At 46.9% G+C, this 18,651-nt stretch carries 16 protein-coding genes; 6 read left to right on the plus strand and 10 right to left on the minus strand.

The genetic code is table 11. The features are described from left to right. Window positions 1-22: 22 nt before the first annotated feature. The 5 genes from NQ564_RS11765 to NQ564_RS11785 form a co-directional block, all read right to left on the minus strand. Window positions 23-709, minus strand: a complete 687-nt coding sequence (locus tag NQ564_RS11765) for a zinc metallopeptidase (RefSeq protein WP_008151428.1) — start codon at window positions 707-709, stop codon at window positions 23-25. 123 nt (window positions 710-832) lie between these two features. Further along, complete coding sequence (locus NQ564_RS11770) at window positions 833-2,104, minus strand: adenylosuccinate synthase (protein WP_008151429.1); 1,272 nt, start codon at window positions 2,102-2,104, stop codon at window positions 833-835. Between the two features lie 29 nt (window positions 2,105-2,133). Next, complete coding sequence (locus NQ564_RS11775; RefSeq protein ID WP_008151431.1) at window positions 2,134-2,592, minus strand: Fur family transcriptional regulator; 459 nt, start codon at window positions 2,590-2,592, stop codon at window positions 2,134-2,136. 60 nt (window positions 2,593-2,652) lie between these two features. Further along, a complete protein-coding gene (locus NQ564_RS11780) occupies window positions 2,653-3,336 on the minus strand; it encodes a DNA alkylation repair protein (RefSeq protein WP_008157129.1) in 684 nt (227 codons plus the stop codon). Between the two features lie 4 nt (window positions 3,337-3,340). Then, window positions 3,341-5,398 carry a dipeptidyl-peptidase 3 family protein gene (locus tag NQ564_RS11785; RefSeq protein WP_008151435.1) on the minus strand — a complete coding sequence of 686 codons (2,058 nt, stop codon included), beginning with the start codon at window positions 5,396-5,398 and terminating at the stop codon, window positions 3,341-3,343. Window positions 5,399-5,793: 395 nt separating this feature from the next. On the opposite strand from NQ564_RS11785, the gene NQ564_RS11790 reads away from it, so the two are divergent. The 4 genes from NQ564_RS11790 (at window position 5,794) to NQ564_RS11805 (ending at window position 10,022) form a co-directional block, all read left to right on the plus strand. Continuing rightward, entirely contained in the window at window positions 5,794-7,584 is a 1,791-nt protein-coding gene (locus NQ564_RS11790; RefSeq protein WP_008151438.1) for an aminopeptidase P family protein, read from the plus strand. 92 nt (window positions 7,585-7,676) lie between these two features. Next, on the plus strand, window positions 7,677-8,198 hold the full coding sequence (locus NQ564_RS11795; RefSeq protein WP_008151439.1) for a gamma carbonic anhydrase family protein: 522 nt from the start codon (window positions 7,677-7,679) through the stop codon (window positions 8,196-8,198). Beyond that, window positions 8,199-9,359 (plus strand): serine hydrolase domain-containing protein, encoded by a 1,161-nt coding sequence (locus tag NQ564_RS11800; RefSeq protein ID WP_008151440.1) that lies wholly within the window; start codon window positions 8,199-8,201, stop codon window positions 9,357-9,359. A gap of 6 nt (window positions 9,360-9,365) precedes the next feature. Beyond that, window positions 9,366-10,022: an HAD hydrolase-like protein gene (locus tag NQ564_RS11805; protein ID WP_008151441.1), complete on the plus strand. Its 657-nt coding sequence runs from the start codon at window positions 9,366-9,368 to the stop codon at window positions 10,020-10,022. Here NQ564_RS11805 and NQ564_RS11810 read toward each other — a convergent pair. Both NQ564_RS11810 and NQ564_RS11815 read right to left on the minus strand, forming a co-directional pair. Then, window positions 10,016-10,606 (minus strand): YIP1 family protein, encoded by a 591-nt coding sequence (locus tag NQ564_RS11810; RefSeq protein ID WP_008151442.1) that lies wholly within the window; start codon window positions 10,604-10,606, stop codon window positions 10,016-10,018. The genes NQ564_RS11805 and NQ564_RS11810 overlap by 7 nt on opposite strands. Window positions 10,607-10,609: 3 nt before the next feature. Next, window positions 10,610-10,891 carry a DUF2089 family protein gene (locus NQ564_RS11815; RefSeq protein WP_008151443.1) on the minus strand — a complete coding sequence of 94 codons (282 nt, stop codon included), beginning with the start codon at window positions 10,889-10,891 and terminating at the stop codon, window positions 10,610-10,612. A gap of 256 nt (window positions 10,892-11,147) precedes the next feature. Here NQ564_RS11815 and NQ564_RS11820 point away from each other — a divergent pair, with 256 nt between their 5' ends. Next, window positions 11,148-12,545, plus strand: coding sequence for a C1 family peptidase (locus NQ564_RS11820; protein WP_008151445.1), 1,398 nt, complete (start codon window positions 11,148-11,150; stop codon window positions 12,543-12,545). Window positions 12,546-13,065: 520 nt separating this feature from the next. Here NQ564_RS11820 and NQ564_RS11825 read toward each other — a convergent pair. Next, window positions 13,066-14,292 carry a 3-deoxy-D-manno-octulosonic acid transferase gene (locus NQ564_RS11825; RefSeq protein WP_008151448.1) on the minus strand — a complete coding sequence of 409 codons (1,227 nt, stop codon included), beginning with the start codon at window positions 14,290-14,292 and terminating at the stop codon, window positions 13,066-13,068. Between the two features lie 71 nt (window positions 14,293-14,363). After that, complete coding sequence (gltX, locus tag NQ564_RS11830) at window positions 14,364-15,878, minus strand: glutamate--tRNA ligase (protein WP_008151449.1); 1,515 nt, start codon at window positions 15,876-15,878, stop codon at window positions 14,364-14,366. 237 nt (window positions 15,879-16,115) lie between these two features. On the opposite strand from gltX, the gene NQ564_RS11835 reads away from it, so the two are divergent. Further along, window positions 16,116-18,158 carry an HD family phosphohydrolase gene (locus NQ564_RS11835; RefSeq protein ID WP_008151450.1) on the plus strand — a complete coding sequence of 681 codons (2,043 nt, stop codon included), beginning with the start codon at window positions 16,116-16,118 and terminating at the stop codon, window positions 18,156-18,158. On the opposite strand, the gene NQ564_RS11840 is transcribed toward NQ564_RS11835, so the two are convergent. Then, the gene (locus NQ564_RS11840; RefSeq protein WP_008151452.1) at window positions 18,121-18,636 is read right to left on the minus strand and encodes a low molecular weight protein-tyrosine-phosphatase; all 516 of its coding nucleotides are present in this window, start codon (window positions 18,634-18,636) and stop codon (window positions 18,121-18,123) included. The genes NQ564_RS11835 and NQ564_RS11840 overlap by 38 nt on opposite strands. Window positions 18,637-18,651 lie beyond the last annotated feature (15 nt).

Consider the following 18,651-nt stretch of genomic DNA (forward strand, 5'->3'; position numbering starts at 1 on the left):
TTGCAAAGGTAATGCTTCCTATTTAATCCCGGCTTCTTCCACCCAAGAAAATCATGATATAATATAATAACGTAGCAAGCGAACCCAAAGCGGCCACTACATACGTGTAAGCAGCGGAACGCAAAGCGTCTTCAGCCTTATCATGCGTATAAACATTCGTGATACCGGCATTGCTTAACCAAGCCAAAGCCCGCTGACTTGCATTGATCTCGACCGGCAGTGTAATAAAACTGAACAAGGTAGTCGAAGCAAACAAAATAATACCGAAAAGCAACAACTGAGGAAAACTATTTATCAACAGCATCCCCCCCAACAACACCCATGTCATAATGTTGGAAGCAAAGCTGACGACCGGAACCAAAGCCGAACGCATCCGGAGAGGCGCATAAGCTGTAGCATGCTGGACAGCATGCCCGCATTCATGAGCCGCAACAGCAGCGGCAGCAATACTATTACTATAATAAACCGATTCGCTCAGATTGACGGTTTGGTTGGCCGGATTATAATGATCCGTCAAATGTCCGGGAGTAGAAATAACCTTTACATCATAAATACCGTTATCATGCAACATCTTTTCTGCCACGTCTTTCCCTGTCATGCCATTCGGCATAGGAATCTTGGAATATTTTTCAAACTTGTTCTGGAGTCTGGAAGAAACCAGCCAGCTAAGAAGGGCAAAACCGATAAATATAATCCAATACATGCTCATATTCTTCTAATTTATATAGTTATACTAAATGATAAACGACAAAAAGCCTGCCAAAAACAAAAAATGGCAGAAGATCCCCCTTCCGGGAGGTGGTCTTCTGCCATTTTGTATTATTTTCAGGTTTTATTCTTCGGTATATCTGACAATTGTTTGCTCACGGTCAGGACCGACAGAAACAATCTTGATCGGAACTTCCAGTTCTTCTTCAAGGAAAGAGATATAAGCGTTGAACTCTTCCGGGAATTCGTCTTCACTTTGCATCTTCGTCATATCGACATTCCAACCCGGCATTTCCACATATACAGGTTCGATGCCTTCGTTGATTTCAAACGGGAACTCTGTCGTTTCCTTGCCATCGACTTTATAAGCGACGCAAGCCTTAACCGTATCGAAACCATCCAACACATCGCTCTTCATCATAATCAGTTTCGTCACACCGTTGATCATGATTGCATATTTCAACGCAACCAGGTCAATCCAACCACAACGGCGTTCGCGCCCGGTTACGGCACCATATTCATGACCGATCTGGCGGATCTTACTGCCTGTTTCATCAAACAGCTCTGTTGGGAACGGACCGCTACCGACACGTGTGCAATAAGCTTTGAAGATACCATACACTTCGCCAATGTTACGCGGAGAAACCCCCAAACCGGTACAGCAACCTGCACAAATCGTATTGGAAGAAGTCACGAACGGATACGAACCGAAATCGATATCCAGCATAGTGCCCTGTGCCCCTTCAGCCAAAACAGACTTACCTTCTTTCAAATAGTTATTGATCACATGCTCGCTGTCGATCAGGTGGAACTGTTTCAGATATTCCAATCCCTTGAACCATTGCGCTTCCAATTCGGTAATATCGTATTCATAATTCAGAGAACGCAGAATAGCTTCATGTCTTGCTTTTGCCGCAGCATATTTTTCATCGAAATTGTGCAACAGGTCGCCTACGCGCAGACCGTTACGGCTGATCTTGTCCGTATAAGTCGGGCCGATACCCTTACCGGTCGTACCGATTTTGCCCGAACCTTTCGCAGCCTCGTAAGCAGCATCCAGTATACGGTGAGTAGGCAGGATCAAATGAGCTTTCTTAGAGATACACAGTTGTTTGGTCAGGTCGTGTCCGCTGGCAGCGAGTGCCTCCGCTTCCTGCTGGAACAACAACGGATCCAGTACGACACCGTTACCGATAACGTTTACCTTGCCTCCCTGGAAAATACCGGAAGGGATGGAACGTAACACATACTTTTCACCGTTAAATTCCAAAGTATGTCCTGCATTGGGACCTCCCTGAAAACGAGTTATCACATCGTAATTCGGAGTCAAAACGTCGACAACTTTTCCTTTGCCTTCGTCACCCCACTGCAATCCTAATAGAACGTCAACTTTCATCGTTTATATTTATATAGATGTTAATATTCTTACTTCTTCCGTTGAAGCCGGTACTTACATTTACTGCACAAGCCGTAAATGTAAAGCGCATGATATTCCGGAGTGAAACGCGATATCTTCAACGCTCCGACATCTTTCTTCAGTGTCGCATCCTTCAGCTCCCTGATCGCTCCGCATTTCGTACAGATCAGATGCGAATGTGTCTCCGCCAGCATCCTCAACTCATATTGCACAGCCTGGGCTGTCAGCTGATGACGCACAATCAAGCCACTGTCTACCAAAACGTCGACTGTGTTATAAACAGTAGCCCGACTGACATGAAAATTCATTTCCTCCAGTTTCTGATGAAGCAAACACATATCGAAATGACCGGGGAAACTGCATATACACTCCAATATGGCATATCGTTCCTCCGTCTTTCGTAGTTTTTTCTCAGCAAGATACCTGGTAAACAAGTCTTGCATCTCTGTGTACTTTTTTGCATCCATCTTCAAGTTGCGACTCCACGCGACCGACAAAGTTAGCGCATTTATTTTAAACGCAAAGCCTTAACGGCAATATTCAAATTCAAATTTTAAATCATTATATATTTCCCGTCCTTCGGGCGTCTTCATAAATTCGGGGAATGCGTCGAACGATTCAAGTATTAACTGAGCTTTTTCAGCCGACAACCTTCCATAAAACTTCAACGCGTTCAACGCTGCCTGTTTTTCTTTAAATGAAGCACCGAAGTTAGGACGAGCAAGTGACCGTAAACTTTCCACGAAAATAAGAGCTTTTACCTGTTCACTCAGTTTCTTTTTTCTTTTTAGTAGTTCGACACTGACCAGAAAACCCACCGTCCGGGCGTATTCGTCTTCCACATTAGCAAGCAGCCCAAACAGCAAATCTTCCACATCCGGCAACCGATAAAACAAATTATGGCTGCACTGCTCCGCAATTTCCAAATAAGGGATTTCTTTCACCCATTGCTCCGCTTTTCGCGACGAGAACCCGCCCACCGGTTGCAAGAGAGAAGCCAATATCTTGAACTCACGAATATCTTCTTTCCACAAGGCGGCAGCCAGCTCGGAATCCGGTTTATGCGTAGCGGCAATCTGCTTGATCTCAGGCAGAGGGACACCGAAATTCAGTTTATAAACAATGCCCTTCTCGCGCATACTGGTAGAGATCACCCCATTCATCGCCAGGCGAAGCTGGGTCCGTATTTCTTTTAATTCATCCTGTAACATACACTTATTCATTATAAGAGGGTAAAAACGAATATTCCTTACTATAACGAAGCATCTGATCGGCATACCCTTCGGTATAATCCAGTACAATATCCGTTACTGCTCCTTTATCATTCTTGACTTCCTTCATCACCGGGTTCACAAATCCCTTATATGGAGCCAGATTCAGCTTAGCATAACGTTCGAGCACTTCGGCATGAAGAGCCGGATCGACCTTTACGGCATATTCTTCCACCAGTTTCTTTCCGGCGGCAAAATCGCCTTCGCTCTTGATGCGTTGTACCTCCGCCAGCAAAGTTCCGAACAGTTCACGCAGCTTGGCATAGTCGCCCACAACCACGTAGGTCTTGCCATCCCGCCGTTTCAGTTCGATCACATTATCGGCCTTTCCTTTTTCATAGACCCATTTGGCGATCAGCTGGCGATTACGCATATGGGCTTCTTCGACATTCTTGCCCTGCTCGATCCGGACCAGCTGTGTCATCAGGCCATTCATTATATATTTATAGTATTCGGCCTTATAAGCCTCCGCATCCGGCACCAAGCCGAGCTCCACCAGCTTAGTATCTCCAAGATAATACAAACCGAAAAGATCGGCACGCGCCTCTTCCAAAGTCGAACTGTATGCCTTCAAAGCATCCGGATCGGTATCGGGAAGCAATTTGCCGGAGCCATGCCCCAGACATTCATGCAAATCGGTATGCAAGTTGTCGGTGATAAATCCGTATTTCTTCAATCCTTCGCGCTCCTTGTCGCTCCAGACAAATTCTTCATTAAAACCATTTCCCTGAGAGGCTTTGTCGTATGCCTCGGTGATATTCTCGATCGTAACGGACTTCGAACCATGATCGCGGCGAATCCAGTCAGCATTTGGCAGGTTGATACCGATCGGAGTTGCCGGATAGCAATCGCCTCCCAACATGGAAACTGTAATCACTTTGGCACTGACTCCTTTTACCTTTTCTTTCTTAAACCGTTTATCTACCGGAGAATGGTCTTCGAACCACTGCGCATTGTCACTGATCACTTTTGTCCGCTTCGTCGCCTCCTTGTTTATAAAGTTCACGGTTGATTCCCAGCTGGCTTTCATTCCCAACGGATCTCCATATGTCTCGATAAAGCCATTCACAAAGTCGACATCCGATGCAGTATCTTCCACCCACAAAATCGAATAGACATCAAAAGTTTTCAGGTCGCCGGTCTGATAATATTCGATCAGTTTCCCGATAATTGCTTTTTGCGCATCGTTCTCGGCAAAAGCCACAGCTTTCTGCAATTCCGACACGATCTTTTCGATTGCCGGCGAATAGAGGCCACCGACTTTCCACACTTTTTCGACCAGCTTGCCGTTTTCTTTCACCAGACGACTGTTCAAGCCGTACGAGATCGGAGAAATCGTATCTTTCCCGGCTTTCATCCGGGCATAGAAATCCTCTACCTCTTTCTGGGTAACCCCTTCGCCATAATAATTGTTGGCTGAAGCCCGGATCAGGTCGACATCGCCACTCTGCACCGTACGCTTCGCCATCACGGCCGGATCAAAGATCACGGGATTGATCTCGGCGACAAACTGTTCCACCGTCTGCCCTTCACGTAGCGGAAGTGCAGAAGACTCGACTTGCGAGACACAAGTCCGGAAAAATTCGGGAGTAAAGCCGGGAACGAACTTATCTTCTGCATAATGGTGATGGATGCCGTTGGCAAACCAAACCCGTTTCAGATACGTCTCCAAAGCAACAAACTGCGGATCTGTACGATCTCCCTTATAGCCAGTATAAACAGCTTCCAGCGCACGACGGACCGGCAGGTTATAACGGCAGTTCTGGTCGAACAAAATATCCCGGCCCATCTGGGCGGCTTCCGACAAATGATATAATAGTTGTTTCTGCTTCAAAGAAAGGGATTCGAATCCCGGAACCTGATAACGCAGTATCTGAAGATCAGCAAACTGATCCACGACATAATTGAAATTATCCTGAGTAGCTTCCGCTTTCTCAGCCTTCTGCCCCGTACAGGCAGTCATAGCCATTGCAGTCATAAGCGATAACATTATATTTCTCATATACTAACTTTTAGCTTTTCCTATATTATTATTTAAAAGGTTCTCTCGCAAAGGTACAGATATTTCAGGAATTATACTAATCAAACCCTTTTATTGCAATCTGAATTGTGCAAGGATACAAGCATACGCCTCCGGTCATATAAAATTGTCTGCCCTTTAATATATTCTGTAATCGCCGACAGTGATTATAAAATCAGTAGCAGCGATTATATAATCAGTGACAGCAATTATATAATCACTGCCACTGATTACAGAATATACAACTATCTTTCCGAAAACATATGACATATAAGACAGAAACATGGGCAAATTTGATTTTTTTATTCCAAGGACACGGAAAGAAAAGAAATTTAATAACTTTGCCAATAAGTAATGTTGACATAAAATAAAATGCGATGAAAACAAACATTCCTGAACGCATTGCCGCCCTGAGGGAAGCAATGAAGCAGCATAAAATCGATGCTTATATCATTCCGACTTCCGATCCTCACATGAGTGAATATCCTGCTGACTGCTGGAAATACCGCGAATGGATTTCCGGATTCACAGGTTCAGCCGGAACAGTTATAATCACAGCCGACAAAGCCGGGCTTTGGACCGACTCCCGCTATTTCCTGCAAGCCTCTACCCAATTGGAAGGGACAGGTATCGAGCTTTTCAAAATGATGTTGCCCGAAACCCCGACCATCCCGGAGTTCTTAGCACACGAATTAGAAAAGGGACAGACAGTCGGACTGAACGGCGAGACATACAGCCTGGCGGAGGCCCGCACACTGGAAAAAGCGCTGGCGGAAAAAGAGATCAAACTGAATACAAACGCTTCGCTGATCGATCCGATCTGGAAAGAACGCCCTGCCATCCCGGAAGCTCCGATGTTTGAAATGCCGGTCGAACTAAGCGGAAAATCAGTCGAGGACAAACTACTTGATATCAACAAGATGTTGCATAAGGCAGGAGCCGACTGCACCATCCTCTCCGCATTGGACGAAGTGGCCTGGACCTTCAATATCAGGGGAACGGACGTTGCCTATAATCCGGTTGTCATCAGCTACGCATTCGTTTCCGAGAAGGAGAGTGTACTGTTCGTGAACCCCAAAAAGATCCCTGCCGAAATAGCAGAACATCTAAAGAAAGAAGGAGTGACCCTGGCCGATTACGGCATGTTGGCGACCTTCCTGTCACGGCTGCCGGAACGGACACGGGTGTTTATCGACAGCAAACGGACCAACGTGGCTATCTACAATGCACTGCCTGAAAGCAGCATCCTGATAGAAGGGATCTCGCCCGCCAACCACCTGAAAAGCATCAAAAACGAGACAGAGATAAAAGGATTCCGCAACGCTGTCCTGAAAGACGGTATCGCCATGACCAAGTTCTATTTCTGGCTGGAAAAGAGGCTTAAAGCCGGAGAAAAGGTGACGGAGCTGAGTGCCGCCGCCAAATTGACGGCCTTACGCGCCGAACAGCCTCAATATGTCATGGACAGCTTTGCCAGCATATCCAGCTATGGTCCGCACGGAGCAGTCGTACATTATTCTCCTACACCCGAAACGGATACGGAACTGAAAATGGATAGTTTATACCTGCTCGACTCCGGAGCCCAATATTTAGACGGAACGACTGATATCACCCGTACGATCGCCCTTTGCGACGAGCCGAGCGAGCAGATGAAGAAAGACTTTACCCGTGCCCTGAAAGGTACGATCGGAATTGCCAAATGCAAATTCCCCGCAGGCATACGAGGCTGCCTGATCGACGCTTTCGCCCGCAAAGCCTTGTGGGATGCCGGTATCAACTATCTGCACGGAACCTGCCACGGCATCGGCCATTGCTTGAACGTGCACGAAGGGCCGCAAAGCATCCGCATGGAAGAAAATCCGGTCATCCTGGAACCGGGCATGGTGATGAGCGACGAACCGGCCATGTACCGCCCCGGCGAATATGGCATCCGTACCGAAAATATGATCCTGATCCGTGAAGACAGTGAAACGGAATTCGGGAAGTTCCTCGGTTTCGAGACATTGACTTTATGTTACATCGATACGAAACTGGTTATCCCGTCTATGCTCTCCGTACGTGAGCATGCCTGGCTGAACAAATACCACCAGATGGTATACGACTTGGTAAGCCCGCATTTGAACGAAGAAGAGAAGGCTTGGCTAAAAGAGAAAACGGCAGAAATCTAACGAGTTGAAAGTTGAGAGTTAAAAGTTGAAAGTGAAGAAAAATGTCGCTTTTAACTTTCAACTCTCAACTTTCAACTTTCAACTAAATAATTATGGCTTTAATAAAATCAGTAAGAGGCTTTACGCCTAAGATAGGGAAAGAGACATTTTTGGCAGACAACGCCACCATTATCGGTGATGTAGAGATAGGCGAAGGTTGCAGCATCTGGTTCGGAACCGTGCTGCGAGGCGATGTAAACTCCATCCGTATCGGTAACGGGGTGAATATACAGGACGGCTCCGTCCTGCACACCTTATACGAGAAATCGACAATTGAGATCGGCGACGATGTGTCGGTCGGCCACAATGTCACGATCCACGGGGCAAAGATATGCAACGGCGCCCTGATCGGGATGGGTTCAGTCGTACTGGACCATGCTGTGATAGGTGAAGGTGCAATCGTCGCTGCCGGATCGGTCGTATTGAGCAAGACCATCGTCGAGCCGGGAAGCATCTACGCCGGCGTACCGGCCAAATTCGTAAAGAAAGTGGACCCGGAACAGGCGAAGGAGATCAACCAGAAGATAGCCAAGAACTATCACATGTATTCATCCTGGTATAAAGAAGAAGAATAGATGAAAAGGATTGGATGGGCAATGCTATTGGTTGCCTGCTGCATAGGAGTTTTTCTGGCATTGCCCTCCAACTATTACCTGCGTAGGGCACTCACCCATTTCCTACCCAAGATCGACCAGTACCCGATCTTCGAGAACCGGATCGTCAAAGCGGGCGATCCTTCCCCGTGGCAACAGGCGAAAGCCTATAACACTTGCTCGATACCGGATAAATATCTTCCGGTATTCAACAACCTGGGGACAGTCGCCTATGTTGTCATACAAGACAGCACGCTGCTTTTCGAACAGTACTGGGAAGATTATTCGCCAGAATCGCACAGCAACTCGTTTTCGATGGCAAAAAGTATTGTTTCGCTGGCCGTCGGATGCGCCATAGACGACGGGATGATCCAGGACGTCGACCAGCCGGTCAGCGACTTTTTCCCCGAATTCGGTGGATATAACGGAAAGCCGCTCACCATCCGCCACCTGCTGACGATGAGTGCGGGAGTCGATTTCCAGGAGGCTTATTCCTCTCCCTTCTCTCCCACAACACAACTTTACTACGGAGACGACCTTCGCAAGATCGCATTTGGCATGAAAGAGATTGCCGAGCCGGGTATAAACTTCATCTATCAAAGCGGAGTGACACAACTTCTCGCATTCCTGGTTGAAAAAGCGACGGGAGAAAACATCAGTTCCTATGTCTCCCGTAAGCTCTGGACACCCTTGCAGGCCGAAGAAAACGCCTTATGGAGCCTGGACAAAAAGGAGGGCATGGAAAAAGGATATTGCTGCTTCAACAGCAACGCACGCGATTTTGCCCGTTTCGGACAACTCATCCTGAATAACGGGTACTGGAACGGCAAGCAACTGATCTCCGAAAGTTATCTGAAGGAAGCGACTACGCCTGACACGACTCTTCTTTTCACGGAATATAATGAAACGAACCACTGTTACGGATTCCAGTTCTGGCATCTGAACTACAAAGGTATGGACATCCCGTACATGCGGGGAATACTCGGACAGTACGTCTTTATCATCCCTGACAAAAATGCCGTTGTCGTCCGCCTCGGCCACAAACGAAGCAAAACAAGGACGTCACAACACTATCCGGACGATATCGATACCTGGTTGGCTGCAGCACTGGATATCATGGAACAGAGTAAACAACACAATTAATTGCAAATGAAAGAATACAAATACATCCTACTGGACTTAGACGGTACGATTACCGATCCGATGATCGGCATTACCCGATGCGTCGAATACGCATTGAACCATTTCGGCATACAGGTAAACGACCTCCGTGAGTTATGTCCTTTTATCGGTCCTCCCCTTTTGGACTCGTTCCGGGATTTCTATCATTTCACGGACGAACAAGCCAAAGAGGCTACAGAAAAGTACCGGGAACGTTTTGCCGATACCGGTATTTATGAGAACAAGCTGTATGACGGCATGAAAGACTTTTTAGAAGAGGCAATCCAACAAGGTCACATCCTGATGCTGGCGACATCCAAACCGACAGTCTTCGCCAAACGCATCCTGGACTATTTCGATATCGCCCGTTACTTCACCTTCGTCGCCGGTAGCGGCTTAGACGGTTCCTTTTATACAAAAGGAGATGTGATCCGCCATGTATTGGAAAGCAACAACTTGACGGATCATCCCTCAGTCGTCATGATCGGCGACCGCAAACATGATATCATCGGAGCCAAAGAGAACAGACTCGATTCGATCGGTGTGCTTTACGGCTACGGTGACCGGGAAGAGTTGTCGCAAGCCGGTGCTGACTATATCGCAGAGGATATTGCCGGACTTCGCAATCTGCTGCTCCATCAATAGCACAGCCATTTTATCAGATAGCGGCAAAACACGTCTCCGCCGAAGATCCCCACGCAGTAGAGGATTCCCAACCTGTAGCCTTTCAGGTTACAGGACACTTTCAATGCCTGGAACATCCAGACCAGTGCCCAGATCAAAAAGACAAAAGAGACAAGCGACAGCCATATCCCGACAAGGAATCCGGGCTGTTGCATGATCTCTGTCGGGGACATATTCACATCTATCTGTGCAAGCTTCTGCATAGGTGGCAAGAAATTGAAGAGGTTCATGGCGATCAACGGTAATTGTGCGAAAACGACCGTACCCAACACGTCGACCATCCGTATGCGGGAACGGGAAAGCAGCAATCCTCCCAAATAAAACATAACAGCCGGAATCATCCAAACGGCAAAGTGTTCCACTGCATAGCACCACCAGGCCGGATTCGGAGCCGGACCAAAATGTAGCAACCCGTGATAATGCCAGCCGGAATAATAAGAAAGGGTTGTCGATACCACCATTCCGGCCAATCCCCAAAGTAATGCTTCCCAACCGGCAATCCGTTCAAAAGGATTAATCAATCCATAAAGATGTTGTTTGTTCATAACTTATTCGATTTTAATCAGTTTATCAATCAGCTCGTCCAAGATATTCCGGACAGTCGGATAACTGACTCCCATACTCTTCGCCATATCCTTCAGGCTGCCACTGGATTTGATGAAGTCAATTACAAACCGCTGTTCCTTATCCGTCAGTTTCGCCAGTACAGGCAGTTCAAACGTACCGCACACCTCCGTATCGCATTGCCCACAAAACATCCGGCCTACTTTCAGAGGCGCATCACAAGCCGGACATTGCAAGGGCAGTCTTTTTTTGATCTCGTTGTTCATAGGCTTCTTTATTGTTTATTCCGAATGAAAAGATTACTTTACAACAAATGTATTCAATAATTCATAAATACACAAGGAATAATAAATATTATTCATTCATATATAAATATTATTCAAACATATATACAATTATATCATTTATCCTCGATCCAACATGAACCAGGTAAGGAAGCTAAATGAACCACCTGATACCTCCATATCAAAGAAATTAAACTACTTTTGTGACAGAACACTTAAAAACTAAACAAATTATATCATGAGAAGAAACAATCTGTGGATAACAGCCCTTGCATTCGGGCTATCGTTATCGGCCTATGGACAGGGTAGACAGGAAAGCGGTATCTCTTCCGGGATGTTGCAGGAAATCAAGCAAGCCTACAAAGGAACGCCAGCCGACAAAGCCATTCACAACGCGATCGCGGGTAACGACATCAACAAACTGGCAATCAACAACGACAGTAAAAACAATTTCGACACCTACTTTTCCAACAAAGTGAACAGCAAAGGGATCACGAACCAAAAATCATCCGGCCGTTGCTGGTTGTTTACAGGACTGAACGTAATACGTGCACAGGTCATCGCCAAGTATAACCTGCCGGAATTCGAACTCTCGCAGAACTATAACTTCTTCTGGGACCAGCTTGAGAAGGCCAACCTTTTCCTCCAAGGAATCATCGACACGCAGGAAAAGCCGATTAACGACAAGATGGTGGAATGGCTGTTCAAGAATCCGATCGGAGACGGCGGACAGTTTACCGGCATATCCGACAACCTGATGAAATACGGCATCGTTCCTTCCGGTGTCATGGTCGAGACCTATAGCAGCGACAATACCAGCCGTATGTCCAACCTGATCGGCCTGAAACTGAAAGAATACGGATTAGAACTACGCGACGCAAAAGGCTCGAAACCGGAAGCACTGGCAAAACGCAAAACCGAGATGCTGGGTGAAATCTACCGTATGCTGGTCCTCAACCTCGGAGAACCTCCTACGAAATTCACCTGGACACGCAAAGACGCAAGCGGCAAACCGGTCGAGACAAAAGAATACACCCCGCAATCGTTCTATCAGGAATTCGTGGGTGAAGATTTGAAGAACAACTATGTCATGCTGATGAACGATCCGAGCCGCGACTACTACAAATTATATGAGATCGATTTTGACCGCCATGCCTATGACGGCAAGAACTGGACATATGTCAACCTTCCGATAGAAGATATCAAAGAGATGGCAATCGCCTCCATCAAGGACAGCACCATGATGTATTTCTCCTGTGATGTAGGCAAATTCTTCGACCGCAACCGCGGAGTGCTCGATGTCAACTATTATGACTACGGTTCGCTGATGGGCACGACTTTCGGTATGGACAAGAAACAGCGCATCCAGACATTCGCCAGCGGTTCTTCCCACGCCATGACATTGATGGCAGTAGACTTGGATGCCAACGACCAACCTAAAAAATGGATGGTGGAAAACAGTTGGGGACCAGGTGCCAACAACGGCCATCTGATCATGACGGACGAATGGTTCAACGAATACATGTTCCGCCTGGTTGTCAACAAAAAATTCATTACCGACAAAGTCAAGGAAGTATTGAAACAAACACCGACAAGGTTACCAGCTTGGGACCCGATGTTTGCGGAAGAAGAGTAAAAACGAGTTAAAAGTGAAAAGTTGAAAGTTTTTTGTTGCTATTTCAACTTTTCACTTTCAACTCTCAACTTTCACCTATTAATAGTATCCCTCATTCTGTACCTCTTCAGCAGACGGCTTCGGAGACAGACGGTCGATATGGTTCTGTGGGATCACAGGTTTTCCAAATACAAAGACATACTAAAACAGAACAAATGTTTCCCCCAAAAACACCCGAATTGCCTATTTCCAAAAGCATAACATTCTAACTGTAAAACTATTAAACGATGAAGGCAAACAACTAAAGTGCCTTCACCTTCAGAAGTAAGTCGAATACGAAAAGGTTTAGACTGATAATACCACTTTCGGCACGAATCAGAAAGATGAAAGCAAAATGTTGAGGGTGAAGGCAGTTCTCAGATGTGCCTTCGCCCTTGTATAGATTGACAATCAAAGCATATCAAAAATGGGTGAAGCCAAAATCAAATCCGCCATGACAAGAAACTTTTGAGGCAGCCTCGTTTTACAAAGCTTACAAAGTTCACAAAGCCAATTCCTTCAATATACCGTCCGTCGCACCCGCATTGCCTTTCACAAACTGACCGGCACTCTCGCCGGCAGCCTTCAAGACCTCTGCATAAGTCAACAACTCATCCATCTTGGCCATGAACTCGTCTTTCGATGCGACCGAAAATCCTCCGCCCACCTTGATCAGGTCACGAGCCTCCTTGAACTTCTGGTACCGGGGACCGAACAACACCGGAATACCGTAAACCGCTGCCTCCAGCGTATTATGGATGCCGGCTCCGAAACCACCTCCGATATAGGCGATCGTCCCATACCGATAGATAGAAGACAGCAACCCGAAACTATCCACGATCAGGCAGTCTTTCCCTTCGAGCAGGCTCTTGTCCTGCATCACATCGGACAGACGGACAGCCGGACGTTTCAATAACGACTCGATATACATCAGGTGTTCCCGGTGAATCTCGTGCGGGGCGATGATCAGCCTCATCTCCGGATGTTCATTGAAATAAGGGATCAGTATCTCTTCGTCTTGCGGCCAGGAACTCCCGGCGATCAAGGTCAGAGATCTTTTCCCGACAAACCGTTCGACTTCAGGCAACTCACGGGCCTGATTGCGCACGTCCAATACCCGGTCGAAACGAGTATCGCCATAGACCGTCACGTTACGGATGCCATATTGTTCAAGCAGTTCTTTCGAACGGTTGTCCTGCACGAACAAATGCGTAAAGCAGTACAGCATCTTCCGGTAAGGAGCTCCGAACCATTGAAAAAACAACTGGTCGGGACGGAAGATCGCCGAAATGATATAGACCGGGACTCCCCGCTTCTTCAACTCTTTCAAATAGTTTCCCCAAAACTCATACTTGATGAAAACAGCCACAGCAGGATTCGCCAGATTCAGGAACTTCTTTACCCGATAAGGCGTATCGAAAGGCAGATAGCAGATAACATCCGCCCCGTTATAGTTTTTTCGCACTTCATAGCCTGAGGGAGAAAAGAAAGTAAGCAAGATCTTATATCCCGGATATTGCGCCTTGATTTTTTCGATCATAGGACGTCCCTGCTCAAACTCTCCCAACGAAGAAGCATGAAACCAGATATACTTCGCGTTCCGGTCTATCTTCTCACGCAAAATGCTATTCGTCTTCCACTGGCCGAAACGCATCAGGCGTGCTTTCCGGTGGAAAGGAGAAATCAGAGCGATAATAAAGGCATAGAAATGTATGAGTAAGCTGTACATGGTAAAACAATTTATGATTTATGATTTATGATTTATCATCGATACATAAATCATAAATCATAAATCTGAAATCATAATTTCTCTATCGCTCTCTGGATACGGCGGATCGACTCTTCCTTACCCAAGGCTTCCGTTATGTCGAAGATATGCGGTCCTTTGCCTTCACCGACAAGGGCCAAGCGGGTTGCATTCATTATATTTCCCAAATGGTAGCCTTTGCTTTCGATCCAGGCTTTTACCTCTTCTTCCGTACCTTCGATATCGAACGGCTCACGTGTGCGAAGCACTTCGATCAGTTCGGCAAGCTGAGTGGCACTGTCTTCTTTCCAACGTTTTTTACGCGTCTTTTCATCATATTCTGTCGGAGCGATGAAGAAGAAGGAGCAAAGATTCCACAAGTCCTTGATAAAAGTGGCACGGTCTTTCATCATGGCTACGACCTTCTCCACGTATGCCGGGTCGGCTTTCACGCCATGGCTTTCGAGAATCGGCATAAAGAGGGCAGCAGCTTCCTTATTGTCCATAGCCTGGATATAATGATGGTTGAACCATTTTCCCTTTTCATAATCGAACTTGGCTCCGCTCTTGCTGCAACGACTCAAGTCAAAACTATGGATCAGTTCATCCATGCTCATCACCTCCTGGTCATTGCCCGGATTCCATCCTAACAGGGCCAGGAAATTGACAACTGCTTCAGGCAGGTAACCACTCTCACGATAGCCTGAAGAAACCTCGCCACTCTTCGGGTCATGCCATTCCAACGGGAACACTGGGAAGCCCAGACGGTCACCGTCACGCTTGCTCAGCTTGCCGTTTCCTTCCGGTTTCAAGAGCAAAGCCAGGTGTGCGAACCGGGGCATCGTGTCTTCCCATCCGAAATAACGGTACAGCAGTACGTGAAGCGGGGCACTCGGCAACCATTCTTCACCACGGATCACATGTGTCACTTCCATCAAATGGTCATCTACGATATTCGCCAAGTGGTAAGTAGGCAGCTGGTCGGCTGATTTATATAAGACTTTATCGTCCAGGATAGAAGAGTTGATAATCACTTCGCCACGGATCAGGTCGTTCACATGAATATCCTCATCCGGTTCGATCTTAACGCGGACCACATACTGGTTACCGGCTTCGATCAAGGACTTCACTTCTTCCTCGGAAAGAGTCAGCGAGTTGCGCATCTGCATACGGGTGGATGCATCATATTGGAAATTGGGAATTTCCTTCCGTTTGGCTTCCAACTCCTCAGGTGTGTCGAACGCGATATAAGCATGACCGGCCTCCAACAACTGATCGACATACTTTTTATAAATATCTCTGCGCTCACTCTGACGGTAAGGGCCGTACTCGCCTCCAAAACCGACACCTTCGTCGAACTTGATTCCCAACCAGGTAAGCGCTTCTATAATATAGGCCTCCGCCCCGGGAACGAAGCGCTGCGAGTCGGTATCTTCGATACGGAGAATCAGATCTCCACCATTCTGTTTGGCAAACAGATAATTGTATAAAGCTGTACGAACACCTCCGATATGCAAAGCCCCTGTAGGACTCGGTGCAAACCGGACTCTAACTTTCCTTTGAGTCATAATCTTAACAATTGACAATTAACAATTGACAATTGACAATCAAGGTTAACAATTGACAATTATTTGGAAGACTGTGAAGCTTTTAATTGCCAATTGTCAATTATCCATTGTCAATTGTCTGCGTTTTACTGCGCAAAAGTAGCCCTTTTTTTTCTCTTAGTAAACTTTTTTATGTACATTTCGCCTTTCAATCAAGGAATGAGAGATTTTTAATGCTGATAAAAAAACATATTATTTATGAAGGTAAAGAACTATAGTATACATCCGAGTGTCTATTTTATCGTAGCGGCCTTGTTGATCGCTTACTTCTTTCCGAGGGAAGGAAAGTTCCGTTACCAGTTCTACGAAGGGAAACCCTGGCGGTACGGGTTGCTCACCGCTCCAAGTGATTTTCCGATCTACAAGACCGATGCGGAAGTACAGGCCGAACGTGATAGCGCCCTGAGAAAGTTCGAACCTTATTACCGGCAGGATGCCACAGTCGAATCCAAAGAGATAGACAAACTCCGTGCCGACTATCAGGGCACGCTGAGGAACCGGGCGACTCCAGCTTATATGCAGTATATCGAAAACAGTTTGCAAAAGCTATACCGGGACGGTATCATTTCCACCCAGGATATGGACGAACTCAAAAAAGAGGAATATCCCCGCATCAACCTGCTCGCAGGCAGCGTTGCGCAACCTCACTACAGCAGCGAGTTCTTTACGGTCAAGACAGCGTATGAGTTTATCATCAACAATTGCCCTTCTTACCTGGACAAGTCGATATTGCAATCTTGCGATATCAACAATTATTTGGTGGAAAATGTCACATACGACAAGACGATGTCGGAAAAAGTCAGGGAAGATATACTGAACAGTATCCCGCTGGCCAACGGCATGATACAGGCGGGAGAACGTATCGTCGACCGGGGCGAGATCATTGACAACCATACTTACAACGTGCTCCGTTCCCTTAAGATCGTACACGAGACCAAGTCCGGGGGTGCCCAGCGGCAAGGTATTATCATGGGAGGCCAGTTCGTGTTGGTATTCGGGATTCTCTTCTGCTTCTGGCTGTACCTATGGTCTTTCCGGTTGAAAATCCTGCATAACAGGAGGAATGCGCTTTTTCTTGTACTATGCGTATTCGTGAGTTGCATCCTGACAGAGCTTTGCGTGACGTACGGATTGTTCAATGTCTATATCCTCCCGTTTGCTATCGTGCCGATCGTCGTGCGTACGTTCTTCGACTCGCGCACGGCACTGTTCACACACCTGATCATCGTGCTGATCTGCTCGCTGATGGTACCTTTCCCGCACGAGTTCCTGTTGCTCCAGGTGATTGCCGGCATGGTCGTGACATTCAGTTTGCGAGATTTGTACGAACGTTCTCAACTGATCCGTTGCGCTTTCTTCATCTTCATGTCTTACGCGCTCTGCTACATCAGCCTGTCCATCTATCAGGAAGCGGACTTCAAGAAGATCAACTGGATGATGATGCTCTATTTCGGCATCAACTTTATCCTGCTGATGTTTACATACATATTAGTATATATGTTAGAAAAGACATTCGGCTATGTGTCCAGCATCACGCTGGTCGAGCTTTCCAACATCAACACTCCGATCTTGAAAAAACTATCTGAAACATCTCCGGGCACCTTCCAGCATTCCTTGCAGATGTCGATCTTAGCGTCGGAAGCGGCTGCAGCCATCGGAGCGAACGCACAGCTTGTACGTACAGGAGCCATGTATCATGATATCGGCAAGATGGCGAATCCGGCATTCTTCACCGAAAACCAAAGCAGTATCAACCCGCACGGCCAGCTATCGTTCGATCAAAGTGCGAAAATCATCATCAACCACGTGAACGACGGTGTCAAGATCGCGGAAAAAGCGATGTTACCCAACGCCATCATCGACTTTATCCGTACCCATCACGGACGCGGAAAAGCCAAATACTTCTACAACTCTTTCAAGAACCAATACCCCGACCGCGAGATAGACGAAGAGATTTTCACCTATCCGGGTCCGAACCCGTTCTCGAAAGAGACAGCCGTCCTGATGATGGCCGACTCTGTCGAAGCGGCCTCCCGTAGCCTGAAAGAACACACGGAAGAAAATATACGCGCCTTAGTCGACAAGATCATAGACGGACAGATCGCCGACGGACTGATGCGAAACGCCCCGCTGACATTCAAGGATGTGGAAACGATCAAGAATGTCTTTGTGGAAAAACTGAAGATCATGTATCACACGCGGATCAGTTATCCGGATTTGAAGAAAGGGAAAGATTCATAAATTCCAGCAATCCTGCACAAGCATCCTCCAGCAGATCGAGGACCAGTTCGAAGCCTTCCGCTCCGCTATAGTAGGGATCGGGGACATGGTCATACAGCTTGTTCCGGGAATACTCCGTCATCTGATGTATCTTTTCCACGGATTCCAAATCCGGGGCTTTTCGTTTAAGATCGTCTATGTTACGATGGTCCATGCCGATGATCAGGTCGAAGTCGAAAAAATCTTCCGTACATACCGGACGGGAGATCGAATCCAACTTATATCCCCTGCGGGCTGCATGCGAACGCATACGCGGGTCAGCCTTTTCTCCTGCGTGATACCCAATGATACCGGCAGAATCGACTTTGATCCGGTCATCCAGTCCTGCATCATGAACCAACTTCTTCATCACTGCCTCAGCCGATGGTGACCGGCAAATATTTCCGAGGCACACAAACAATATTTTATATTTTTCCTTCTTATCCATACTTTCTTTCATTCTTTAATTCTTTCA

Source organism: Parabacteroides johnsonii DSM 18315, from assembly GCF_025151045.1.
In the GTDB taxonomy this organism is placed as follows: domain Bacteria; phylum Bacteroidota; class Bacteroidia; order Bacteroidales; family Tannerellaceae; genus Parabacteroides; species Parabacteroides johnsonii.